Raw genomic sequence first — 26,364 nt, forward strand, 5'->3', positions numbered from 1 at the left:
TCGTCCGACAGCTGTTGAATTATCGTCCGACAGTTATCGGACGATAATTCAACAGCTGTCGGACGATTAATTCTTAGTAAGCAAAAATATAGAATAAAGCATATAATACAGATAAATCATTAACTTTGCCTGCAGAAAACAGAAATAGTTTATGGCAAAAAAAAACGGAAACATCCTGATTGTCGATGATAACCGAGGCGTACTTACCGCCTTGCAGCTTTTGTTGAAGCCATATTTTGAAGGGATAATCACACTTCCCTCTCCCGTAACCCTGCCCAGCGTATTGCGGGAAAGGTCATGGCAAGTGGTTCTTCTTGACATGAACTTCACCTCGGGCATCAATACCGGCAACGAGGGACTATACTGGCTCCATGAAATAAAGAAGCAATGTCCCACCCTGCCCGTAGTGCTGTTCACCGCTTATGCCGACATTGACCTTGCCGTACGGGGAATCAAGGAAGGAGCCACAGACTTCGTCGTGAAACCCTGGAACAACCAGAAACTGGTGGAAACCTTGCTGAATGCCGTATCAGCTTCTGAAACAAAATCTCCGGCCAACGGCCCAAATGCCGGACGTACGGCAGAAAGTAGCCACCTGTTTGCAGATACCCGCAACATGTATTGGGGAAACAGCCCCGCCATGCAGCAGCTCCGCCTTTTGGTGGAAAAAGTGGCCTCTACCGATGCCAATATCCTTATTACGGGCGAGAACGGTACCGGTAAAGAGATGCTGGCACGCGAAATTCACTCCCTTTCACCGCGCAACCGGCAGGAGATGGTAAGTGTGGATATGGGTGCAGTCACCGAAAGCCTTTTCGAGAGCGAACTGTTCGGCCACATGAAAGGCTCTTTCACCGATGCCCATGCCGACCGTGCCGGCAAGTTCGAAGCAGCCAGCCGCAGCACCCTCTTTCTCGATGAAATAGGCAATCTCCCCTACCATCTGCAAGCCAAACTGCTGACCGCCATCCAACGCCGCAGCATTGTCCGTGTAGGCAGCAACACTCCCATTCCCGTAGACATACGGCTGATTTGCGCTACAAACCGCAATCTGCCCGAGATGGTGGCAAAAGGCGAATTCCGCGAGGACTTGCTGTACCGCATCAACACGATACATCTCGAGATACCCTCGTTGCGCGAGCGGCCCGAAGACATCATCCCCCTTGCAGAACTTTTCATCGCCCGCTTCTGCAAGCAATATGACAAGCCCCCTGTCAAGCTGACGGACGGCGCCTGCGAGAAACTTACGCTCCACCCCTGGTACGGCAATATCCGCGAACTGGAACATGCCATCGAAAAAGCCATTATCATCTGTGACAACGAAACCCTTCCCGCAGAACTGTTCCAGCTGGCACGGCGAACCGGCACTCCCGAAGCAGCCGCATCCACGCTCGAAGAAATGGAAATGCAGATGATACGGAAGACGCTCGACAAATGTAGCGGAAATCTCTCTGCCGTCGCCGCACAGCTGGGTATCACCCGCCAGACGTTGTACAACAAAATGAAGAAGTATGGCCTTTAATTATTCATTCCGTGTTGCCGTCAGTCTGGCAGTAGCGCTCCTTGCAGGGGTGATGTGGACTGTGGACGTATTTTGGGGCGCGCTCTGTACCGCGCTGCTTCCCATAGCCTTGTACTGGCAGCAGAAGTTATACCGCCATCATGTGCGGAAAGTGCTTTTCATGCTCGACGCCATCGAAAACAACGACAATGCCATCCACTTCTCCGAAACGGAAAACACTGCCGACGCACGCCTCGTAAACCGTGCATTGAACCGGGTTGCCCATATACTTTATAATGTGAAAAGTGAAACAGCCCAGCAAGAAAAATACTACGAACTCATCCTGGACTGCGTGAATACCGGTATCCTTGTCCTGAACGACAATGGTGCCGTATATCAGAAAAACAGCGAAGCCCTCCGTTTGCTGGGCCTCAATGTCTTTACCCACGTCAGCCAGCTGAACCGCGTGGATCCGCGTCTTTCGTCCCTTCTTGCCAATTGCCGCCCGGGAGACAAATTGCAAATGCCTTTCAACAACGAGCGAGGCACTGTCAACATGTCTGTCCGCGTCAGCGACATCACAGTCCGTAAAGAACATCTGCGCATCCTCGCCTTGAACGACATCAACAACGAGCTGGATGAAAAGGAAATAGATTCCTGGATTAGGCTTACCCGCGTACTGACGCACGAAATAATGAACGCCGTCACTCCCATAACCTCCCTAAGCGATACACTGCTGGGACTGACCGAAGCGCAAGTTTCCAAAGAAGAAATCAGAAACGGCCTGCAGACTATCAGCAGCACGGGCAAGGGCCTGCTCTCTTTTGTGGAATCATACCGGAAATTCACCCGTATTCCCACCCCCGAACCATCCTTGTTCTATGTAAAAAGTTTTATCGAGCGGATGGTCGAACTCGCCCGTCACCAGCACCCCGATGTCCGGGTCACCTTTCATACGGACATCGCGCCAAGCGACCTTATTCTATATGCCGATGAGAACCTGGTATCACAAGTAGTCATCAACTTACTGAAAAATGCCATACAAGCCATCGAATCGGATAAAGATACAGATAAAGAAGGACATATCAACATACGTGCCTACTGCAACGAAGCGGAAGCCATACTGATAGAAATTTCCAACAACGGACCTGCCATTCCCAATGACATTGCCGAACACATATTTATCCCCTTCTTTACGACCAAAGAGGGCGGAAGCGGTATTGGATTGAGTATTTCCCGGCAAATAATGAGGCTTTCCGGCGGAAATTTATCCTTATTGCCTGGTAAAGAAACCACCTTTATTTTAAAATTCAATTGAACTATTTTAGATTTGTATTTGTTAAACACATTGCATATCTTTGTACTATTAGACATAAGAAACATCACATTTCAAACTATATAGCATAGAATTTATGATATTTACAGCAGGAAACATACTACTTATAGGTTCCATATTACTTTTCGTCAGCATCATTGTCGGCAAGACCGGCTACCGTTTCGGAGTGCCTGCATTATTGCTTTTTCTTGTCGTCGGCATGCTGTTCGGCAGTGACGGATTGGGATTGCAGTTCCACAACGCCAAGGAAGCACAGTTCATCGGCATGGTTGCACTCAGCATCATTCTGTTCTCCGGTGGCATGGACACCAAGTTTACGGAGATAAAGCCCATATTGACTCCCGGCATTGTTTTGTCAACCGCAGGAGTGCTGCTCACGGCCCTTTTTACCGGATTATTTATCTGGTGGCTGTCCGGCATGAGCTGGACCAACATCCACCTGCCGTTAATAACCTCCCTTTTGCTTGCATCCACCATGTCATCTACCGACTCAGCCTCTGTATTCGCCATTCTGCGTTCACAAAAAATGAACCTGAAGCATAATCTGCGCCCCATGCTGGAACTGGAAAGCGGTAGTAACGACCCGATGGCATATATGCTGACAATCGTGCTGATTCAATTCATCCAGTCCTCCGGAATGGGAGTTCCCCAGATATTGGGCTCTTTTGCCATACAGTTCATTGTCGGTGCCGCAACCGGTTATTTCCTCGGAAAGCTGGCTATCCTTATGCTGAACCGGCTGAATATAGACAACCAGGCACTCTATCCTATCCTGTTGCTGTCTTTTGTATTCTTCACCTTCTCCATCACCGACCTGCTGAAAGGCAACGGTTACCTGGCCGTGTATATCGCCGGAATGATGGTAGGCAATAACAAAATCATGCACCGGAAAGAGATTTATACTTTTATGGACGGACTGACCTGGCTTTTCCAAATCATCATGTTCCTCTGCCTCGGTCTGCTTGTCAACCCCCATGAGATGCTGGAAGTTGCAGTCGTGGCATTGCTCATCGGCGTATTCATGATTGTCGTGGGACGTCCTCTCAGTGTTTTTCTCTGCCTGCTGCCTTTTGGCAAGAGAATCACCCTCAAGTCACGGCTATTCGTATCGTGGGTAGGATTACGTGGCGCAGTACCCATTATTTTTGCCACTTATCCCGTGGTGGCTAATGTGCCCGGCGCCCATGTCATTTTCAACATAGTATTCTTTATAACCATCGTCTCACTGGTCATCCAGGGTACCACAGTCTCCTGGGTAGCCCGGCTGCTTGGCCTCTCCACCCCGCTGGAAAAGACCGGAAATGATTTCGGAGTTGAACTGCCCGAAGAGATTGACTCCAACCTGCACGACATGACCATTACACAAGAAATGCTGGAGCAGGCAGACACCCTGAAAGACATGAACCTGCCCAAAGGCACACTGGTGATGATTGTAAAACGTGGCGATGAGTACCTCATTCCGAACGGAACATTAAAACTTCATGCCGGTGACAAGCTGCTTCTTATTTCGGAAAATAGCAAGGAATAAGAATTACAGATAAGTTTCTATCCGTTTCAGGGCAAGAAAAAAGCGGAAACTATTTGCTTTGCATCACTATAAGACCTATCTTTGCGCAGTTTTAACTAAAGTGTGCAACAGACGAATGGAACAAGAACAAGGGTTCATCGATTATATAGAACAAAGCATTATTAAAAACTGGGATCGCAACGCCCTGACAGACTACAAAGGAATTACACTGCAATACAAAGATGTAGCACGGAAAATAGCCAAATTCCATATCGTATTGGAAAGCGCCGGCATCAGGCCCGGTGACAAGATTGCCGTTTGCGGACGTAACAGTGCACATTGGGCAGTCGCTTTTCTGGCTACAGTTACCTATGGAGCTGTCATCGTTCCCATTCTGCATGAGTTCAAGGCCGACAATATCCACAACATCGTCAATCATTCCGAAGCCAAGCTGCTGTTTGTCGGCGACCGGGCATGGGAAAACCTCAATGAAGAGGCAATGCCCCTGCTGATGGGTATCGTACTGCTGACGGACTTCACTCCGGTAGTTTGCCGCAACGAGCAGCTGATGGAGGCTTTCGAACATCGCAACGTCCTCTATGGCACACGTTTCCCCAAGAATTTCCGCCCCGAGCATATCAGCTACCGCAAGGAGGAATCACCCGAAGAACTGGCTGTCATCAACTATACTTCGGGCACCACGGGATATTCCAAAGGGGTCATGCTCCCCTATCGCAGCCTTTGGTCCAATGTTGCATATTGCCATGAGATGCTTCCTGTACGTCCGGGCGACCATATTGTATCCATGCTGCCTCTGGGACATGTCTTTGGTATGGTGTACGATTTTCTATACGGTTTTTCCGCAGGCGCCCATCTGTATTTCCTTACCCGTATGCCGTCTCCCAAGATTATTGCACAGTCATTCTCCGAAATAAGGCCACGGGTCATTTCGTGTGTACCGCTTATCGTAGAAAAGATTATCAAGAAGGATATCCTGCCCCGGATAGACAATAAAATAGGCAAGCTGCTATTGCGGATGCCCATTGTCAACGATAAAATCAAGGCTGACATGCGCAAAAAGGCAATGGAAGTATTCGGCAGTAATTTCGATGAAATAATCATCGGAGGAGCACCGTTCAATGCCGAAGTGGAACGCTTCCTGAAGCAGATAGGTTTCCCCTATACCATTGCATACGGAATGACGGAATGCGGCCCCATCATTTGTTCCAGCCGCTGGGAAACATTGAAACTGGCCTCTTGTGGCAAGGCAACCACCCGCATGGAAGTAAAGATAGACTCTCCCGACCCTCAGAACGTGGCAGGAGAAATAATCTGTAAAGGTGCCAATCTGATGCTGGGCTATTACAAAAATGCCGAAGCGACTTCCCAAATCATCGATGTAAACGGTTGGCTGCACACCGGAGACCTTGCAACGATGGATACCGAAGGATATGTCACTGTCCGTGGACGCAGCAAGAACATGTTGCTCACAGCCAGTGGCCAGAACATCTATCCCGAAGAGATTGAAAGCAAACTGAACAACATGCCCTATGTGTCCGAATCACTGATCGTATTGCAGAACGACAAGCTCGTGGCTCTTATCTATCCGGATTTTGACGATGCATTCGCCCACGGTATGGAACAATCGGACATCGAAAAGGTTATGGAGGACAATCGGAATGAATTGAATCTGCAATTACCGGCCTACTGCCAGATAACAAAAGTCAAGATACACTTCGAGGAGTTCGAGAAAACGGCAAAGAAGAGCATTAAAAGATTTATGTATCAGGAAGTAAAAGGGTAAGGGGAATATGTCAAAACCTTCTTTAACGCTTTATTTTAGGTGCGGATAACGCAGATTTTACGGATTCAGTTTATTGAATCCGCGTTATTCCGCGTAATCCGCGCCTAATATTATAACATTATAAAAGTCTTCATGTGCTTTTGATACATTCGCATCCTTTTTGTTAACAAAAATAGAAGCAAAGGAATAAACGGCTAATAAGTGTTATAAAACATACTTTTTTAGTTGGATAATTTGCAGATTTATCAGAAGTCCGTATCTTTGCAATGTGTTTTTCATAGTATTAGATTTAAGGTTAACAAAGGTTGGAGTACAGCGGTACTCCTTTTTTTATGCCCGTAAATCAGATATTCCCGGAAAGCCTCTTCAGTCCCTTCAATACAGATTTATCTTTCACCTCCATGATGCTGATGGCATAGCCGCCACCGGAGGCAGCTTTCAGTTTCAAGACCGTTTTGGGAGAAACGATACCTTTACGGATAACATAAGCTTGCGGATTTGTTTTATAATCGGCATCTTTTGCATCGGCATAGACGGTTGCAATATACTGCTTGTCTGCATCCAGGAAGTCCAGTTTCAGAGTTGAAGCATGTCCGTGCTCACTGCTGGTGCAACCGATAAACCAGTCATTCGTACCTTTTGCCTTACGGGCAACAGTGATGTAACGTCCCGGCTCAGCTTCCAGATAGCGGCTGTCGTCCCAATCCACAGCCACATCCTTGATGAACTGGAAAGCGTCCATGAAACGCTCATAATTCTCAGGAAGGTCGGCAGCCATTTGTAGAGGGCTGTACATAGTGACATAAAGTGCCAGCTGACGCGTCAAGGTAGTATTGGCATGCGTATGGCTGTTCGGATTCAACTTATTGATGTCCATTTCAAAGATACCGGGCGTATAGTCCATCGGACCACCCTGCAAACGGGTAAACGGAAGTACCGTTGTGTGGAAGGGCTTGTTACCAGCAAAAGCCTCGTACTCCGTGCCTCGGGCAGATTCATTGCCTATCAGATTGGGATAGGTACGGCATAAACCAGTCGGACGTACCGCTTCATGGGCATTGACCATTATCTTGTGTTTGGCAGCTTCGGTCACGGCGTATAGGTAATGGTTGTTCATCCATTGTCCATAGTGATGCTCGCCACGGGGAATCATATTGCCTACGTAGCCACTCTTTACCGAATTATATCCATATTTATTCATCAGACGGTAGGCAGCTTCCATGTGCCGCTCATAGTTACGGACGGAAGCCGATGTTTCATGGTGCATCATCAGACGGACACCCTTGGAATGAGCATATTCATTCAGATACTTGATGTCAAAATCGGGATAAGGAGTCACGAAATCGAAAACATAATCCTTGGAATTACCGAACCAGTCTTCCCAACCCGTATTCCAACCCTCCACCAATACCTGGTCAAAACCGTGTTCGGCAGCAAAGTCTATGTACTTCTTCACATTAGCCGTGTTGGCCGGATGAATGCCGTTCGGTTTCACCTTGGAATAGTCCGTATCATCCAGTTTCACAGAAGGGAGGTCAAAAGTATATGCCCAGGGCTTTCCCCCTGCAATCATTTCCCACCATACGCCGACATATTTCACCGGCTTAATCCAGGAGGTATCATCATACTTACAAGGCTCATTCAGATTGAGAATCAAATTGGAGGCCAGTATCTCGCGGGCATCATCACTGACTATGATCGTACGCCAGGGAGTATGGCAGGGAGACTGCATATACCCTTTATTTCCTTGGGCATCCGGAGTCAGCCAGGATTCAAAAACGAGGTTCTTGTCATCCAGGTTGAGATGCATGCAAGAGTAGTCTACCAAGGCTGCCTCGTGCAGGTTAAGGTACACTCCATCAGCTGTTTTAAGCTGTATGGAAGTCTGGACACCCGTCGGCGAAAAGACAGTTTGTGATGCATTGTCACTCACAGCTCCCTGCAGCAGTCCACGGATTTCAGAGAGTTTGGACTCCGTGTAATCATATTCCTGGGTATCATAATCTCCCGGAATCCACCAGGCAGTATGGTCGCCGGTCATGGCAAACCGGGAATGCTCTTCCTTTATCACAAAATAAACCAGATTCTTCTGTTGCGGAAACTCATAACGGAATCCCACGCCGTCATCATATACCCGAAAACGGATATTCATAAAACGAGTGGTAGACGGTTGTTCAAGTTCTACCAGCAATTCGTTGTAGTGGTTGCGGATATCTTTTGTCTCCCCCCACACCGGTTGCCAGGTTTCATCGAAAGTGGAAGTAGAAGTCCTTACTACTTTGAAACCATCCATCAGGCTGGTAGCTCCTTTCAGTTCCAATCCCAACGTACTGGGATTGATGACAGGAGCCCCTTTATAATCCACCTGATAGGCTGGTCTCCCGTCTTTTGTCAGTTCAAAATCCAGCTTCACCATGCCCGAAGGGGATGAAATGCCTTCAGCATTCCCCGCCAGGGCAGAAAAAAACAAAGCCGCGCTAAGTACAAATTTCTTCATAATAATGATATGTTTTTTGTGTTAATAGATAAACTCAATGATATGTTCCTTTCCATCATCCGGCAACCTCAGCAGGCAGGTCCCCAGCTTCTTGTCAGGACACCAGGCAGTTATCGTAAACTCTGTCTCCCGATTTTCTTCCAGCTTTCCGACATTCGTTTTCTTGATTTTCTGACCGTCCAGCAAAGCTGTTTTCGGCATCTGTTCCGTATAGATGCAGAACATCAGGTTTCGTTGGCCGGATAAGCTATATTTCTCACCGGTTCGTGTACCTACTTTCAGCGTATAGCCTTTGTCGGTAGTCTGGCAAGTAATAGGAGTGCGCATGAACTCTCCACGCAAATACCCTAAATCAGTTCCTGCATCTTCATAAAGCGAGAAGGTAGTTTCACTGCCCGCTGCAGCAGGAAATATCTCAAACGTAACCGGATAGACCGGTTTCTCATCCGTATAGTTCATGACCGGCATTTGAGGTATGATACTTCCCTGCTTTACAAACATAGGAATAGTATTGAGGGGAGCATCCACCGTCATCCATTGCTCACCGCTATATGCTGTGTGTTTGTTGTTGTAGTCAATCCAAGTTCCTTCAGGAAGATACACATTCTTGTTTCGCGCTCCTTTCTTTACCACCGGAGCAACCAGCAGTTCGCTGCCAAACATGAACTGGGCATCCGTAGAGAACGTTTCCATATCTGCCGGATATTCCAGAAACATCGGTCGCATGAGAGGCAACCCCGTTTCGTGTGCTTCGCGGGCATACGTATAGATATAAGGCAAAAGACGATACTTCAATTCGATGGCCGCCTTGGCATTCTTCTCGGCCTCTTCGCCGAACAGCCACGGCTCCACAGCCACGTTGCCCTCATGATGAATGCGGCTCAGGGGATTGAAAGCGCCCATCTGTATCCACCGCGTATAAAGTTCAGCCATCGCAGGATAATCCTCTATATCTCCGCAATAACCGGTAATGTCACAAGTAGTAAAAGGAATAATTCCCAAACCGGCAGACAACAGTACCGGAATCTGATTGGCCATCTGTCCCCAGCCTTGCGTCACGTCATCACCGTTTCCACAGTCACCGGTCCAGCCGAAGGTATAGCGTTGCAAGCCCGCAAAAGCGGCACGTGTCATCTGAAATACGCGACGGTTAGGATTCCGTTTTTCAAACTGCTCCTTCACCACCTTATCCCACGTAAGACCATAAACATTGTGAATCTCATCATGCATGCCCAAATGGTGTTTCATCACCAGGCGTTCCGTCTGCTCCTCATTGCTCCAGGCAGGTTCACCCATATCAGTCCAGAAACCGGCAATGCCATCATCAATGGGCTTCTGCTGATAAGCTCCCCACCAGTCTGCCACAGCAGGAAGGGTGAAGTCCACTACTCCACAATTACCACCCCAGGGCCAGGGCATGTCATAACTCCTGCCGTTGGTGGAGTCCTTTACCAGATACCCTAACCTATCGGCTTCCTCCCATTGCCGCTTATTGGCTTGTGAAATGACCGGATCTTGCGAAACCACCACCTTGAAGCCCATATCCTTGAGGTCTGCAAGCATCTTTTTCGGATTCTCGTAGTTCCCTTTCCGCCACTCAAAATCCTGCAAATACTGTGTCCAGCCTATGTCCTGGTAAATAACATCACAAGGAATTCCACGCTTACGATAGCCTTCAGCTATTTCATAAGACAATTTCTCGCTCGTCAGCAGTCCCCGGCATTGTGCAAAGCCCAATGCCCATTTAGGAGGCATTATGGGTTTTCCCGTCAGGTCGACATATTGTTTCATGATTTCCTTATAATCCTTCCCGAAGATGAAATAATAAATCATCTCTCCCCCAGGAGCCTCGAAACTGTAGTAATCGCGGCTTTCCGTACCAAACTTAAATTCGGTTTTATACGTATTGTCCAGGAAAATACCATAACGATAACTGCTCATAAAGAACGGAATACTCTTGTAGAGCGGGTCCTCAACGGCACTATAACAAGGCTTGTCACTGTTCCACATCTTGTAGGCTTCGCCGCGACGGTCCAGCTTGCCGGTCTTTTCTCCCAAGCCGAAGAAGTGTTCGTCACGACGGAGGGTCTTGTATTCCAATTTGCGCTGCCCGTTACTGATATGCCCCTTATCGGCATAATCACTGAACAGCAGTTTCTGATACTTGTCGAATATCTGTAAGTTAAACGGAGACTTGTTTACCCGGATACGGAGTTTAGGGGTAAAAATCTCGTAGCAGGCATTCTGTTCGTCCACATGGACGGTACCGACATCCTCCAGGTCCTCATTGACGACGGCAAAGGAAGGATTATTCCGCTGGAAACTACCGTCGGGAGAAAACCATATACGTACCGTAGACTGACTACACAGACGTAATTGTATGGCAGAACTGTCATTTAAATAGAAGGTCACACTGCGGTCGTCACTGGTATAAGAAGTGCAGTCTCCGGTGCGGTTCTGTGCATTCGCATATACTGAAAATGCACAGACGGCAAAAAATAAAAATATATATTTCTTCATTACCATAATCTGTTTGTTCCTTTATTGGATATTCTTATTCCATCACAAGCATGCTCCAGTACTTCAGCAAGGGCAAGGTAAAGGTAACCGTGCCGTCCTTCTGTTCGAATGCCAGTTCCTGCGAAGCACCGGCATGGAAATCGGGCGATGCAACCCATATCTTGTTCACTTTACCGGAAACATTCATCTTCAACGGCACGTCGGACACCAGACGCGGTTCGGGCATTGTTCCGTTCAAATCCCTCCAGCTTAAGTTATCCGCATTGAAGAAGTTGAGCAGATGAATGACTTGCCTGCCATTTACATTCTTGGCATATACAGTGATGGCAGACTTCTGCGGCGGCCATGCATTCAGAGAAAGATTCCGCGCAGCATCCGTACAGTTCAGAGAAACGGAAATCTCCGCCTCCGTATCTTTATCACGAAGCAGGTTCTGATAAGCCGTCATAAAGTCATAATAACGAATCATGGCTGTTTTCAGTACATCGTTCATCTGCAAAGCCGTGCTTGGAAAGTACTCGCGGCATAGCATGTGGTCACCCAATTCCAAATGAGAGCCTCCCAAAGCAAATATCACAGCATCCGTCAGCAGCACACCCGGTGTATTGAACTCACCGGTACTGCTACCTGCCTTGTCATAGTTCATATATGCGGCAAACACCGTTTTCAAGGCATGGTTGCCATACTGGTCGTTCGCTTTGATAATGGTGTGCAGATCCTTGAAGCCTGCCTCATCGCCCCATACTTCATTATAAAGGAAATCCACTTTACCCGTACCAGCTATCTGGGAAGCTCCATAGCTGGAGACGGCATTCATCACCAAACGCTTGTCCGGATGCTTCTGTTTCATGGCTTCGATGAACGAGGCATATCCCTTAGGCAGATTTACCTTATTGCCATCATAGTCATAGCGGTCACCCCGGTTTCCCAGTTGGTCTATCTGATAACCGTCAAAGTCCAGATTGGCATAAACATCATCGTTTTTCTGGGCAATATATGCCTGCCATTCCGTATTGGCGGGATTGAGCAGGAAGATATTACTTTTCCAACTGGAGGGCAAGTCATGCGAATCCTTATCCATGCGTCCCGTGTTCTTGAATATGTACCATTCTTCCTTTACCCCGTCGGAAACGGCATCGTCCAAAGCTCCGAAACATAGATTGTAGAACATGGACTTCATGCCCAGGCTGTGTTGTGTAGAGATATACTTCTTCACTACCTCGGTATAGACCTCCCGGTTGGCAATGTCCTTATAGACCTCGTCCAGATGCTCACGCGTACCGCCCAACGGCCAATGATGCTTGTTGTGCCAATCCTGAAACTGTACCCCGTTAATGTGGCAACGGTTCAGGAAAGCCATCTCCTTCTCTATCACTCCATCCATCTTTTTCGAAGCATCAAAAGTGGCAACGAAACCATAACGTGGAAAACGTGTCCAGTCACTGGATACATCTACGGCAATAGTACCAAGAATAACCTCTGTTCCATTCTCTTTTGTACGGTATACATCCACCAGATAACCGGTATAATCGGTTGCCGGAGCAGTCCAAGTCCAAGTAGTACCGACAGCAGCCTGCTCCGATACAACCTTGTCCATTGTCCGGTAGCGGATTTTAGCTCCGGCAGGAAGGGCGTCAGCTGTAAAAGAAACACTCTCGCCCGGCCGGTAACATGCCTTGTCGGTAGTGAGGTTGACCGTCAAGTCCGAGGTGACTGGGGTTACTTCCGTAACCCCTCCACTCTCTCCGCCTCCACCGGTACCGCTACCGGTATCATCACTCTCCTTGCTGCATGCAACCAGCAGCAAGGCTACCATTGTTGTATAAACTATCTTCTTCATCTATTGTAGATACCTATTGTTTCACGATTGAAATTGTCTCTTCCAGCTGATTCAAAGTAATCAGATAGGAACCTGCTGTCGTAATCTTCCACTTCTGGTCGATGCCGCCTACCATCACGTCCAGATATTGCGCTTTGAACGCTTCGTCTGATTTATCAAGGAAAAGCATCGGTTCTGTTTCTCCTGCAGGCTGTTTGTCTGCTACAGCCGGCATGAACCAGGCTCCATTCCAATCTTCCTGCTTATCACAAGTAAATTTCAACTCACCGGCATTCAGCGTACCTTTCCAAGTAAACACATACGGATTATCCGTTGTCTGCATCGGCGTAGCATCACCAATCGTCCAACCGGCCGGAGTAGCATCACCTACCATATAAATCATCTCATACGGAGTAAATTCGCTCATCATCATGCGTTCCTTACCACTACGGATATCCATGCAAATCTTGTAGGCCTTGCCGCATTCCCCGTCTTTCAGCACCCATTTATTGTCCGGGTCGAACCCTTTCACAAACACCACTTCTGTATCGGTATAAGCAGCATCGGCATTCTTGGCCTTATACATGTTCTCCCAACTTCCATCGGAGGTTCCGAACTTGAATTCCCCTCCTTTGCCCACTTCAAAGAACTTGCCGAAGCGGAACAAGTATGGGTCGAGCACATCTTGTTTCATCTTCACGAATCCCCAATCCGTAGCGTTACCCACAAAATAAAGCTGGTCGTAGGCAGGTGCCAACGTCTCTGTCTGGGTCAATGTAAGAACACCGGTAAACAGATTGGCCTCGACGATGTAATTATGGTCTTCTTCGACAACAAAAGGTTCATCCGGCTGGTCATCACTGCTACGAAGAACCAGCAATCCATCTGTTCCTTTGTTGTAAGAGGGCAGGAATGAGCCTAAGGTCGTGATGAACTTAAATTCACCGGCCACAAGCCGGCCCGTCCATGTAAAGATACCATTGTCCTTGCGGGTCATCTCTGTCGCATCATCGGCACTCCAGCCGCCCGGAGTGGCACTACCTATCAGATAAAGGGTGGATGTGAGCGGTTTATAGGCTGTAACACTGAAAGCAGTGGTAGACACCTGTTTTTCGTCCCGTTCCGTTACAGTAGCTGTCAAGCGCGCTTCCAACGAAATGTTCTCCCCGGCAGTTGCCCCAAAATGGTTGCGCAGGATGTCATTCAATTCCTCCACGCTCTTTTTCCATGAGTATTCTTGTACGGCATTCTCCACAGCTACATAAGAATCTGCAAAATCACTGCCGGTCTTGGCCAATTCCAGCGTATAAGAAATTTTATTACCCGTCCCATAATTGGTTCCCGTAGTCCAGGAAAGCTCCAGGGCATCATCGGCATGTGCCTGCTCATTCAAAACAACTTCCGTCTTGCTGGCCGTCAGTACAAGTTCATTCTGTCCTTTATCCAATTCCATGTAATCATCATCTACACAAGCAGATAAGGCTGCACAGCCCAGTAAGGCAAATACAAGGTGTGAAATATATTTCTTCATATTCTTCTGATTAAATTAATTAATAACCCGGGTTCTGCACCATTAAGGTATTAGCATCCATCTCCGTCTGCGGAATAGGGAACAGCAAGCGGTTCTTGTTCACGTTGCTCTTTCCAATGGAATGCAGGAATTTAATGGCATACTCTCCATTGTTGACACGAATCATGTCGAACCAGCGATGCCCTTCGAAAGCTAGTTCCATGCGGCGCTCATGGATAATCTTTTCACGCATGGTTTCCTGTGACAAGCCCGAAACCTCCGGCAGTCCGGCACGCTTACGTACAATATTCAAAGGCACGGCAGCCTGGTCAGGGCGTCCCATTTCATTCAAAGCTTCGGCCTTCTTCAGCAGGACGTCCGCATAACGATAAATCACGAAGTTGGCAGGATTGGTATTGTATTCCGGAGAAACCGTTTTCGACACCAGAAACTTGCGTACATTGTATCCCGTATTGGAATAAGAGCTTTTGTAAGCCTTACCGTCAAAATCCGGACATCCGGCATAAAGCACGGTCAAATCCTTACGTTTGTCACCGCTCTCATATTGACCCACAAATTCTTCTGTAGGCTGGTTCCAGCCATAACTGCCGGCAACAAAGTCCGAATTACGGGGACCCATGAAAGTAGAAAGCCAGGAAGACTGCGGATTGTTTCCCCAAAAATCATATTCCGTATTGCCCGAATACTGGACCTCGAACAAAGATTCCGGCCCGTTATTGACCAATGCATCGAAATTGTCCTCATACTTGCAGGAAGAAAGGTCATACCCCAAATTTGTTATCTCATCACACAAATCAGACACCTCCTGATAATATTCCGTATGATTAGGAGCCAGCGTCAGATAAATATCTGCCAACATGGCCAAAGCTGCATCTTTGCAGGCACGTCCCACGTTCTCGTCGTCGTAAGAAGACTTGGCAGGAAGCAGGTCAACCGCATTCTTACAATCGGAAATTATCTGGGCATAAGTCTCTTCGACTGTAGCGCGTGCAATGTCTGTCGGTTCTCCCGGATTATAAGGAGCCAAACGCAGTGGAACACCACCGTACAGACGTACCAATACATAGTAATAATGTGCACGGAGAAAATAAGCCTCTCCCAGACAGCGGTTCTTGATTTTCTCTGACACGGCTTCAGCCTCCAGAAGACTATTCAACACAATGTTGCATTGTCCTATCCCCACCCAGGGAGAACGCCACATGTACAATGCCATGCCATTGTCGCTCTGCGTTATGAAGTTAGAAGCTTGTATCGTTTCAAGGCCGTCGGTACCGCCACCGGCACCCACCAGACTGTTACCCGCCACAATATCCAGTGTCCAGATACGCTGGTTGTACATATTGGAAGACTGAAGGGTGCGATAGCAGGCATTGGTCAGAGCAATGGCCACATCATCGGTCACCGTCGTTTCCGGGTCAACCGTATTTTTAGGAGACTTGTCCAGAAAGTCGCTGCAGGAAGCCAGCAGCAATACTGCCAGCATATATAGTAAATTTGTTATCTTTTTCATATCCGAGTCAATCATTAAAAGTTAAAGTTTAATCCTAAGCTGAACGTACGGGAAATGGGGTAACGGTTCTGGTCTATTCCGTTAATACCCACTTCGGGGTCGAAACCGGAATATCCGGTGATGGTAGCCACATTCTCACAAGATAGGGAAAGGCGTGCATTCTCAATCTGGGCTTTCTGTAACCACTGCTTCGGGAAAGTGTATGAGAGTGTGATATTCTTCAAACGCAGATAAGAACCATTCTCCACAAAGCGGTCTGACACGCGTGTATTCTGATTGGGGTCGCCGAACACGGCACGCGGCATCGAATTGCTGGTCCCCTCTCCTTGCCAACGCTTCAGTACGTCGGTAGTCTGGTTATAGGCAGCTGCCATACCGGTATTGTCGATATTGTTGGCATTGTATATCTTATTTCCGGCTATACCTTGTAAGAAAACAGAAAGTTCGAAACCCTTATAGGAAAGGCTATTGTTCATAGAGAACAGCCAACTTGGGTTCGGGTTACCGATGACGGTACGGTCACTATCATTGATGACACCATCGTTGTTCAAATCCCTGAAACGGATATCACCCGGCTCAGCTCCCGGCTGCACGGCATGTGTATTCACTTCAGACTGGTTCTGGAAGATTCCGTCCGTAACATAGCCGTAGAAGACATTAATGGGATAGTCCTTTGCCAGCATCGTTACATAGGAGTTATTGATTTGGTTAATGTAATAAGGAACGTCGCTGTTCAAATCCTTAATTTTATTCTTGTTGTAAGTGGCGGTCAGGTTCGTTTCCCATCCCAGTTCACCGGTAAGATTGATGGTATGCAGACTCATTTCAATACCTTGATTACGTACTTTTCCGGCATTGGTATACGTGGTTGTAGTATCTTCAAATCCCGATGTGATGGGGATAGACGCCTTTACCAGCATGTCTCTCGTCTCCTTCAGATAAGCATCGAACGAGAACATAACGCGTGAATTGAACAGTGAGGCATCAAAACCGATGTTGGTTTGTGCCACCTCTTCCCAATGGATATACGGGTTGGCGAGAGTAGAAGAAACCAGCGCTGTCTGATTGCCGCTCGAAATGCCGAAAGGATATACACTGGTATTGTAGGATGCCAGATAGCTGTAGTTTCCAACACTTGCCTGGCTACCGGTCACACCGTATCCCGCACGCACTTTCAAGTCATTGATATAGTCGTTTTTTGGAAACCACTTTTCCTGAGAGGCACGCCATGCCACAGATACGGAAGGGAAAGTACCCCAGCGATGTTTCTTACCGAAACGGCTGGAACCGTCACGACGAATGGTTGCAGTCAGCAAATAGCGGTCTTCGTAAGAGTAGTTGACACGTGCCATGTAAGAGAGCAATGCCCACTCTGTCTCGTTTCCACCGATGGCATACATTTCCTCGCCATTATCCATTTCGTGCACATTGTCGAACATAAACACATTCTTCTGCGCATTCAGGTAGTCGTTGGTGTTCCATTGGGCAGACATACCGGCCATCAATCCCACACGATGTTTTTCTGCAAAAGTATGGTCGAATAGGAAATAGTTGTCCCACAAATAAGTGAACGACTTGTTATCGCTCTTATAACGTGAAGTCTCCTCTGTGGGAGTGGGTTTCCAGTTATACTTGGGGGTAAAGTTGTCTATGAACCAGAATTTGGCATCATAGCCGAAAGTACTTTTAAACTTAAGCCATTTGGTAAAAGTAAGTTCTGCCGTCAAGTTGGCCAGGAAGTTATATCCATCAGTCTGACTCTTGTTCAGTTCCGTCGGTCCAATGGGGTTGCGCGTGCTGCCATACCATTCCGAGTTACCATCAGGGCCACTCCAACTGCCATCTTCATTCTTCACCGGATAAATGGGGAGCGCTTTCAGCGCATCACCTATATTATAGCTGCCCGACTTCTTCGTATCGGCACTGAACGTAATGTTATTGGAGAACTTCAACCATTTCAAGACTTGCGCATCACTGTTGGACTGGAATGTGAAGCGACGGTAATTCACACTCTTCACGATACCGGACTGATCCAGAAAACCACCGGACACATAATAATGGGATTTCTCGTTACCGCCGGAATAACTTACCGTATAGTTCTGCATCACACCCGTACGGAGCAATTCATCCATCCAGTCGGTACCTGCACCCAATTCAGAAGGATTGGCCCATTCCGGATTAGGATTGCGTCCACTGTTCACCATCATGTCATTACTCAACTCGGCATACTGCGCCGCGTTCAATAAAGAAGGTACGTTCGTAGCATTCTGGAAAGAGTAATTGGCAGATACAGCAAGTTTTCCTTTTCCTTCCGTACCGCGTTTGGTGGTAATCATCACAACTCCATTAGCTCCCCGGGAACCGTAGATGGCTGTGGCCGAAGCATCCTTCAATACATCCAAACGTTCCACATCGGCCATATTTAAGGAAGACAAGCCCAAGTCGGTAGGCACTCCGTCAATCACGACCAGCGGGTCGCAGTTGTTGATAGAACCCAAACCACGAATCTTGATGGATACATTGTCTCCCGGTTTACCGGCATCTACAATCTGCACACCTGAGATTTTTCCCTGGATGGCTTGTCCCAAATTGGATACGGGGGAATCCTTGATATCCTTGTTACCGATGGAGGACACTGCTCCTGTAAGGTCGCTTTTCTTCATGGTGCCATACCCTATCACCACCACTTCATCCAGCATTTCGGCATCTTCAGACAAAACTACCTGAAGCTGTTTCTGTCCCTTCACCTGCACCTCTTGAGTCTTATAGCCTACAAATGAAACGACAAGAGTACCGTTCGAAGACATGTTCAAAGAGAAATCACCGTCAATACCGGTTATTGTCCCATTTGTGGTTCCTTTTTCCATTACACTGGCGCCAATAACCGTTTCACCGGTCTGGTCTTTCACTACACCTTGTACTGTAATTTGCTGTGCGAACATGCACATCGGAAGTAACATTCCTATCAGACAAACCATCATCCGTAGCCTGCTGATTGGCATTTTGTACTTTTGCATAATATAAGAATTTAAAGTTAATAATAAAAACATAAATCACATGTGTCACTCTTTCCGAAGAGGAACAATGCAAATGTATCAGATAAGAGAAGCCAATAGTGAAGGAAAGAGTAAAAAAGTAGTGGTTTACATCATTCAAAAAGGCTTAAACCACTATATATCAATAATATATAAAATTATTACCCAACTAAAAAAGTAGTGAAAATATAAGGGTAAAAGAGACACTTCCAAGCTTCAAAACCCCTATTCTCAGTTCTTCGACTTGCCAATTGTCATCACTTCCTGTTCCAACAAGTCGCGGTCACCGGCAGCCTTGTTGCGAACCTTCGTACGATAGTTATAAATGGTGGTAACAGAATACCGAAGGAACTGGGCTATCTTCACGCTGTCAGTAATGCCCAAACGTATCAATGCAAAGATGCGCAACTCTGTATTCATCCGTTCGCCGGCTTTCAAGGATATTTGCTCATCATCGGCAAGCAGGGCATTGAAGTCTTCTACAAAAGTAGGAAACAGCTGCAGGAAGGTATTATCAAAGTTGGTATAGAATTCCTTTAATTCCCCCTCTATGAATTTAGAAGACTTGATGTTCTTGTAGAGTTCCTCCACATTTCCGGTAGCGGCAATCTTTCCCAGCGACCGGCGGTAATTGTCCATCTTTTCCAAATAGACCGAGCACTGGTCCATATAACGGCCGATATACTCCTCCTTCAGATAGGAGTTTTCGGCAATGCTGTGGTTGGCCTCCTTGAGTTGTGCATTGGAAAGGTGAAGCTCATCATTCAGCTCCTTCAACCGTTTGTTGGCGTCAATCACTTCCCTGCGGGCGGCAGCCACTTTCTTCATCTGCTTGTATACATAAAATATGGCAAGTAACAGAAAAAGTGAAAGCAGGCTGATAGATACCAGTGCCCATTTCATCTGCTCCTGCTGCTTCTCCGTCTTTTGCTGGTAAGCATCATTAATGATGGGAAAGATTTCCAGAATCTCCAGCTTGCGCAACCGGGCATTGCAGGCGGCTGCATCTTCCATACATATCTTTACATAAGAATAGGCACGCTCGATGTCTCCTTCCTGGTAAAGCAGTACGGCGAGCTTGCGTAAAGAGATATATTCACGGACAGCGGTTTTCATATCCGCCATAGCAGAAACAATCAGGTATTCCTTTTCCTTCTCTTTGTCCCCTTTCAGCCGGTAAGACTCTGATAAAGTATAGGCACAAATCGCAACGTCGTGTTCATAGTCCTTCTGCAGCGCCAGATAATCCGTCAGCAAACGGATGGCCTTGTCATATTCATTGCGTACATTATACTGGTCGGACTGAATCAAGGTATGTATCAGAAGATTATCTTTATTGACCAACAGCAACGAATCACGATATTTGTCCGTAAGCTCCGTATAAAGCTTCTTTTCATATGCCGTCACGGCATAATCGGCCATAAGGCCATAGACCGTACGGTAGATATGGTAATAATATGGATGGATATCCACCGGCAACCGGTCTATATGGATATTCCGCATCAAATCCATAACTTCCTTATACATACCGGTCATTCCCAAAACATCTGCTTTATTCATGCGGGCATTGTCTATGTATTCCCGGTTTCCAAGACGTATGGCTATCTGTTCCCTTTCCTCGGCCATGTGTAATGCAGAATCCGTATTGAACGAACGGTACTCATCCAGCAATGTGCCAAGAATGGCAAAACGTTCTTCATCCGGTATCTGTCGATGCAACTGTCTTTTCAGTTCCACCAGTTTCAGCTCTTTCTGCTCCATATATATGGGACGCTCCTTTATCGCCTGGTCCAGTTTCAGCAGCAAAGAATCCGCCCGGCTGCTGTCTGCAGCATGAAGGCGGCACATACAGATGGTGCAAAGACACAAGAATATGATTATATTTTTCATCCGGCTTTCCGATTAGTTAAAGGCAATACTTTTTGAGAATCCTCATGCAAAAGTAATTAAAATACCATAAAAACCTATTCTACTATCATTAAAAGCTCGAAAGCAGAGTGATAAAAAGGCATACTGCAAGCAAAAGAATCAAAATATTGAATTACCTTTACGGAAAATCCAAAGAAAGACCATATCATAATATCATCCGAGCATCATGAATATACACACATTTATTGCCAATTATCAGGAAGCTTTCGGCCAACACGCCGAACTCCCCATCGCCTTTTGGTATTCAGACCGAATGGGGGCATCTACAGAGAAAGTAACCGGTTGTCTCTTCAAATGCATGAAACAAGTCAGAGACGGCAAAACCGTCAGTCTCAGCAACGAAACAATCACCTGCGGAGGAGGCAAGTTCTATACCGGATTTACAGAAATGCCCGAGCGCGTCCCGGGTTTTGTCTCCTTGAAAGAGAAATACAAGAAGACTCCCGAAATGGTGGTAGATTTTGTCAATGAGCTACAGATTTCCAGAACTGACAAAACCTATCTGCATTTTGCCCGCATAGACAAGATACCTTCCTTTGATGAAGTGGAAGGACTGCTGTTCCTGCCAACTCCCGACATTCTATCCGGACTGGCGACATGGACCTTCTTCGACAACAATGCATCGGATGCCGTGGCAGCCCCATTCGGCTCCGGCTGTTGCTCCGTCATTACCCAAACCATCATTGAAAACCGGAAACAAGGGAAACGCACTTTCCTGGGATTCTTCGACCCCTCCGTCCGCCCATACTTCGAAGCGGACTTATTGAGCTTCACTATCCCCATGTCCCGGTTCAAGGAGATGTATCACACCATGCATGAAAGCTGTCTGTTCGATACACATGCCTGGGGAAAAATCAGGGAAAGGATACAGCTTTCCCAATCAAGGGACGTGCATATCCTCTCCTCTCCCATTTCCTTCCCCATCCTTCCGGACATTTATCTGCAGGAAATCAGAATAGAAGATGCCGCAGCCATCTACCATGCCATCGACACACACCGGGATTACTTAAGAACATGGCTGCCATTTGTGGATAATATGCGCACAACAGCTGATGAAGAAGCTTTTTTACGTCAGGTACTATCTGCTCCTGCCGAACGAAATGAACCTATATTCGGTATTTGGAACCAGCAGCATGAAATCTGCGGACTGATAGGTTTCCATTTCTCCGATTTCGACAACCACCGTACAGAACTCGGCTATTGGCTACTGCCGGAATACCAGCACCGGGGCATCATTACTGAAAGTGTCCGCAAGCTGTGTCTGTGGGCCGTACAAGAAAAAGAGATAAAGCGGATACAAATTCGCTGTGCCGTGGGCAATGCAGCCAGTAACGCGGTACCGGTTCGCCTCGGTTTCATCCATGAGGGAACAGAACGTTGCGGAGAACTGCTGGCTTCTGGAGAATATACAGACATACATATATACAGCATCTTGAAAGAAGAAGTGCTGGCCAACCTCAAACGATAAAATATCAAATTATATATCAACTATTGAAATTATACATGGAACAACAACCTCATCTCAATGACCACAACAAGCAGGAGTACCCTCCTATGCATACAACGGAGCACATCATCAACCAAACCATGATAAGGTTATTCGGTTGCGGCCGCTCCATATCAGCACACATAGAACGGAAGAAAAGCAAGCTGGACTACCGTCTTGCCGCCTGCCCCACGGAAGAAGAAATAAAGAAGCTGGAAGAGGTCGTAAACGAGGTTATCGCCCGACAGCTGCCCGTCACAACAGAATTCATTACGCAAGAGGAAGCGCAAGGACGTTTCGACTTGGAACGCCTGCCCGATGGTGCTTCGGAAACGGTACGTGTCGTAAAAGTAGGCGATTACGACGAATGCCTCTGCATCGGAGTACATGTGGAGAATACATCAGAAATCGGAACCTTCAAAATCATCAGCCACGATTGGAACGAAGAAGCCAAGCGTTGGAGAATGCGTTTTAAATTAGTCTGAAAATCTATCAATTTTAAATAAATAAGATAGCAAAATGGCATTAAACAAGCAAATAAGTCAGATTTTTAATGACAAATAGTCAATAGAGTCAACAAAAACCGGTTGGCATAAGGTTTGCAATATAGTTAGCGAACGACGGTTCAAGAAACGGACGGTGAAAAGCCCAAAAGGCAGACACCCGAAGACAAAGAACCGGAGTTCAAAACTAAATAGCATGTTTAACTTAAACAATAGGAGACTATAACTATGATGCCTGTAAGAAGAAACCAAAATTGGTTACCGAGTATTTTTAATGATTTCTTTGACAATGATTGGATGGTAAAAGCAAATGCCACCGCCCCTGCCATCAACGTATTCGAAACAGAAAAAGAGTACAAAGTTGAATTGGCTGCTCCCGGTATGACAAAAGAAGACTTCAACGTTCACATCGATGAAGAAAACAATCTGGTCATCAGCATGGAAAAGAAAACTGAAAGTAAGGAAGAGAACAACAAGGACGAAAAGAAGGAAGGCCGTTACTTGCGCCGCGAATTCTCATACACCAAGTTCCAGCAAACCATGATTCTTCCGGACGATGTCGATAAAGAAAAGATTGGTGCCCATGTAGAAAACGGCGTGTTGAACATTACATTGCCTAAATTTACGGAAGCAGAAAAAGAAAAGGCCAAGAAATTCATTGACGTAAAATAACGCCCGGTCATTAAAAAGAAAATCTCCCGCTGCACAAGATAATGCAACGGGAGATTTTTTATATCCATAGCCATACGGAACTATTTCTTCTTCCCTTTCAGAAAACGGTCTGTCAGCCACTTGCGCACCGGTTCGTCGTATAGTTTCAAACAAGTATAAGCAAGGACAACAGCTCCCACGAAAGTAAGTATCATATAAGGGATACCTTCTGCCATTGTAGCGTTATTGTTGCATACCCAAGCCGTATAAGTGTATACCAGCGGATAATGGGTAATATAAATCGGATAGGAAATGTCTCCCAGGAACTTGCATACGGCAGTAGAGCGCTTACCGGTCACCTTGCCGCCCGCTCCCATTGAAACAATGACCGGGAAGACGCAGATAATGCAGAAAGCCTCGTAAAGCCCGTTCATCCAGTAGCCGTCCTCACCTCCGATACGGGGAATGGAAAGAACCACCACAATCAGCAGGCTGCACCACCAGAAAGCACGCTTTTCAAGCCGTATCAGCCAGCCGAGGCGTGACAGAAGTAATCCGCCGAAAAACGGATACATCAGCCGGACCATACCCACATACTGCTGTTCCCAGTTCAAGGCCCAACCACCCACAATATCGCCGGCAGGAGCAGTCAGACAACGGTATACCGTAAAACACCCTGCCACAAATACCAGCACCGACAGGGCCACCTTATTGAACTTGCGTACAAACAACGCATACAGAATATTACCGATATATTCATAATAGAGCGACCACGCCGGGCCATTCAACGGATGCATTTCCGTCCAGCCACGAATGTCAAACTTCAGCGGAAGGGGAAGCAAAGTACAGCCCAGTAACATTACCAGCAGCATGGTTCCAACGGACGTATTCTCGATAGGTGGAAAACAAGGCGACTCCTGAAAATAGAAAAAGGCAGCGCCCACAAGGCTTCCCATAATCACCATAGGATGCAGGCGAATGATACGGCGTTTGAAGAAAGTGCCCACGGTCATCCGGTTCCAACGGTCATCATAAGCATAACCGATAACAAAACCGGAAAGCATGAAAAAGAAATCCACTGCCAGATAGCCATGATTGATAATTTGAGTAAGATGACTGCCGCCTGCATGTGCTTCAAAAAGATGGAAGATAATAACCATGACAGCCGCCACGCCACGAAGTCCGTCAAGAATCTCATAATGCGGTTTCGAGGCAAGATAAGTAGTCTGTGTATTCATTTTGGTATAAGATATTTATTTATTCGCGTGCAAAGATAAGAGTTTTCTCCAATAATGAAACTGATAAATATCATATAAACTCTATCAATTAATTGACAAGTATAACAGTTGTCTTTATCATTAGATACATATCACTACTTGTACTCTTTTTCCGCACAAAAAACAGCTTTTATTATCCATAATAAAAGGGCTACACCTTTTCCTCCTCATGGCGTAGCCTTAAACACAAAAGGGTGTAGCTATCCAAGGCAAATGGTGTAGCCCTTTTTCAAGAAAAAGAGCCAAATGGGATGCTAATATGGAAAAATCAGTTAACTGCTTTTCTTATAACTTTTTACCGCCCACAGATTGAAGACCAATGCAAAGACCAACAAGGCTCCCAACTGCGGCAGCAGTTCGGCAAATCCGCCGCCACGGAGATAGATGGTACGCATTACCTCTACAAAATAGCGCAGCGGATTGATACGCGTAATCCATTGCGCCCACTCAGGCATACTGTGGATAGGGGTGAAAAGACCACTCATCAGAATAAGGATAAGCATGAAGAACCACATGACAAACATGGCCTGCTGCAACGTGGTCGAATGATTGGATATGACCAGCCCGAACCCCGACACCACCGGTAGAAAAAACAGCGCCATGCCGTAGATAGTGAGGAAATGTCCCGCCGGCAGAATGCCGTAAAGTACCCATGCCAGAACGAAACAGATGGTCAGCACCACAAAACCTATCAGCCAGTAAGGTATCAGCTTGGCGGCAATGAAAGTGAACTTGCCGACGGGGGTGACATTTATCTGCTCGATGGTGCCCGCCTCCTTCTCGCCCACCACATTGAGGGCAGGGAGAAAACCGCAAATCAGCGTCAGCAGCATTACCATGAGGGCAGGAATCATGAAAAGCTTGTAGTTCAGCGTGGGGTTGTAAAGGTTCTGCGTAGTGATGTCCACCCGGGGAAGCGGCTTCCCGGCAAGCCCTTGCGAAGACGACTCCGAACCCAGTTCACGGGTATAGTCACTGATGATGGAAGACAAGTAGGATCCTCCCAGACTGCCCTTCGTGCCGTTCACGGCATTGGCCGCCACCAGCAGACGAGGCGCCTCTCCCTTCACCCAATCCTTTTCGAAATCACGGGGAATCTCCAGCACGACATCTGCCGAACCTGCTTCAATGGCCAGCAAAGCCTCATCGTATGTATCGGGAAGCGCTGTCAGGCAGAAATAAGTGGATGCACCGATTTTATCTACCAGACGGCGAGACAAGACGCTGTGGTCATTGTCCACTATATTCAGATTGATGTTCTTTATCTCCAGATTGGCGGCCCAGGGCATCAGTATCATAATCATGCACGGGAAAATGAAAATCAGCTTGGGCAGGAAGGAGTTGCGGAACAACTGCTTGAATTCCTTTTCAATGAGAAACTTTATCATAAGACGATATTTTAAAGATTTTAGACATAAGAACAAAAGAACAGATTTCCCGTATCCTTTTGTCCTTATG

The 26,364-nt window shown here is 46.9% G+C and carries 16 protein-coding genes; 7 read left to right on the forward strand and 9 right to left on the reverse strand.

Annotation, left to right across the window (positions count from 1 at the left end):
• Nucleotides 1-151: 151 nt before the first annotated feature.
• The 4 genes from DWZ67_RS05545 (at nucleotide 152) to DWZ67_RS05560 (ending at nucleotide 6,148) form a co-directional block, all read left to right on the forward strand.
• The gene (locus DWZ67_RS05545) at nucleotides 152-1,522 is read left to right on the forward strand and encodes a sigma-54-dependent transcriptional regulator (protein WP_035448589.1); all 1,371 of its coding nucleotides are present in this window, start codon (nucleotides 152-154) and stop codon (nucleotides 1,520-1,522) included.
• On the forward strand, nucleotides 1,512-2,819 hold the full coding sequence (locus tag DWZ67_RS05550) for a sensor histidine kinase (RefSeq protein WP_117962540.1): 1,308 nt from the start codon (nucleotides 1,512-1,514) through the stop codon (nucleotides 2,817-2,819). The genes DWZ67_RS05545 and DWZ67_RS05550 overlap by 11 nt, the downstream gene beginning before the upstream one ends.
• 94 nt (nucleotides 2,820-2,913) lie before the next feature.
• Nucleotides 2,914-4,365: a potassium/proton antiporter gene (locus DWZ67_RS05555; protein WP_005827676.1), complete on the forward strand. Its 1,452-nt coding sequence runs from the start codon at nucleotides 2,914-2,916 to the stop codon at nucleotides 4,363-4,365.
• Nucleotides 4,366-4,480: 115 nt separating this feature from the next.
• On the forward strand, nucleotides 4,481-6,148 hold the full coding sequence (locus DWZ67_RS05560) for a long-chain fatty acid--CoA ligase (protein WP_035448595.1): 1,668 nt from the start codon (nucleotides 4,481-4,483) through the stop codon (nucleotides 6,146-6,148).
• 343 nt (nucleotides 6,149-6,491) lie between these two features.
• Here DWZ67_RS05560 and DWZ67_RS05565 read toward each other — a convergent pair whose 3' ends face one another.
• The 7 genes from DWZ67_RS05565 to DWZ67_RS05595 form a co-directional block, all read right to left on the reverse strand.
• Nucleotides 6,492-8,645 (reverse strand): glycoside hydrolase family 97 protein, encoded by a 2,154-nt coding sequence (locus tag DWZ67_RS05565; protein ID WP_120138333.1) that lies wholly within the window; start codon nucleotides 8,643-8,645, stop codon nucleotides 6,492-6,494.
• Nucleotides 8,646-8,666: 21 nt separating this feature from the next.
• The gene (locus DWZ67_RS05570) at nucleotides 8,667-11,165 is read right to left on the reverse strand and encodes a glycoside hydrolase family 31 protein (protein WP_120138384.1); all 2,499 of its coding nucleotides are present in this window, start codon (nucleotides 11,163-11,165) and stop codon (nucleotides 8,667-8,669) included.
• A gap of 34 nt (nucleotides 11,166-11,199) precedes the next feature.
• Nucleotides 11,200-13,005 (reverse strand): glycoside hydrolase family 66 protein, encoded by a 1,806-nt coding sequence (locus tag DWZ67_RS05575; protein ID WP_120138335.1) that lies wholly within the window; start codon nucleotides 13,003-13,005, stop codon nucleotides 11,200-11,202.
• Nucleotides 13,006-13,018: 13 nt separating this feature from the next.
• Nucleotides 13,019-14,515 (reverse strand): SusF/SusE family outer membrane protein, encoded by a 1,497-nt coding sequence (locus DWZ67_RS05580; RefSeq protein ID WP_016273861.1) that lies wholly within the window; start codon nucleotides 14,513-14,515, stop codon nucleotides 13,019-13,021.
• 19 nt (nucleotides 14,516-14,534) lie between these two features.
• On the reverse strand, nucleotides 14,535-16,025 hold the full coding sequence (locus DWZ67_RS05585; RefSeq protein ID WP_009038353.1) for a RagB/SusD family nutrient uptake outer membrane protein: 1,491 nt from the start codon (nucleotides 16,023-16,025) through the stop codon (nucleotides 14,535-14,537).
• Between the two features lie 14 nt (nucleotides 16,026-16,039).
• Entirely contained in the window at nucleotides 16,040-19,042 is a 3,003-nt protein-coding gene (locus DWZ67_RS05590; protein ID WP_009038352.1) for a SusC/RagA family TonB-linked outer membrane protein, read from the reverse strand.
• Between the two features lie 249 nt (nucleotides 19,043-19,291).
• Nucleotides 19,292-20,950 (reverse strand): DUF6377 domain-containing protein, encoded by a 1,659-nt coding sequence (locus DWZ67_RS05595; RefSeq protein ID WP_008664452.1) that lies wholly within the window; start codon nucleotides 20,948-20,950, stop codon nucleotides 19,292-19,294.
• Between the two features lie 205 nt (nucleotides 20,951-21,155).
• On the opposite strand from DWZ67_RS05595, the gene DWZ67_RS05600 reads away from it, so the two are divergent.
• From DWZ67_RS05600 to DWZ67_RS05610, 3 genes are all read left to right on the forward strand, one after another.
• The gene (locus DWZ67_RS05600) at nucleotides 21,156-22,457 is read left to right on the forward strand and encodes a GNAT family N-acetyltransferase (RefSeq protein ID WP_080782273.1); all 1,302 of its coding nucleotides are present in this window, start codon (nucleotides 21,156-21,158) and stop codon (nucleotides 22,455-22,457) included.
• Nucleotides 22,458-22,492: 35 nt separating this feature from the next.
• Entirely contained in the window at nucleotides 22,493-22,960 is a 468-nt protein-coding gene (locus tag DWZ67_RS05605) for a hypothetical protein (protein ID WP_044467875.1), read from the forward strand.
• A gap of 246 nt (nucleotides 22,961-23,206) precedes the next feature.
• Nucleotides 23,207-23,650, forward strand: coding sequence for an Hsp20/alpha crystallin family protein (locus DWZ67_RS05610; RefSeq protein ID WP_025832163.1), 444 nt, complete (start codon nucleotides 23,207-23,209; stop codon nucleotides 23,648-23,650).
• 80 nt (nucleotides 23,651-23,730) lie between these two features.
• Here DWZ67_RS05610 and DWZ67_RS05615 read toward each other — a convergent pair whose 3' ends face one another.
• Nucleotides 23,731-24,867 (reverse strand): acyltransferase family protein, encoded by a 1,137-nt coding sequence (locus DWZ67_RS05615; protein WP_044467876.1) that lies wholly within the window; start codon nucleotides 24,865-24,867, stop codon nucleotides 23,731-23,733.
• Nucleotides 24,868-25,178: 311 nt separating this feature from the next.
• A complete protein-coding gene (locus tag DWZ67_RS05620) occupies nucleotides 25,179-26,294 on the reverse strand; it encodes an ABC transporter permease (RefSeq protein ID WP_044468709.1) in 1,116 nt (371 codons plus the stop codon).
• Nucleotides 26,295-26,364 lie beyond the last annotated feature (70 nt).

The organism is Bacteroides sp. AF34-31BH (genome assembly GCF_003602795.1).
Taxonomy (GTDB): domain Bacteria; phylum Bacteroidota; class Bacteroidia; order Bacteroidales; family Bacteroidaceae; genus Bacteroides; species Bacteroides uniformis.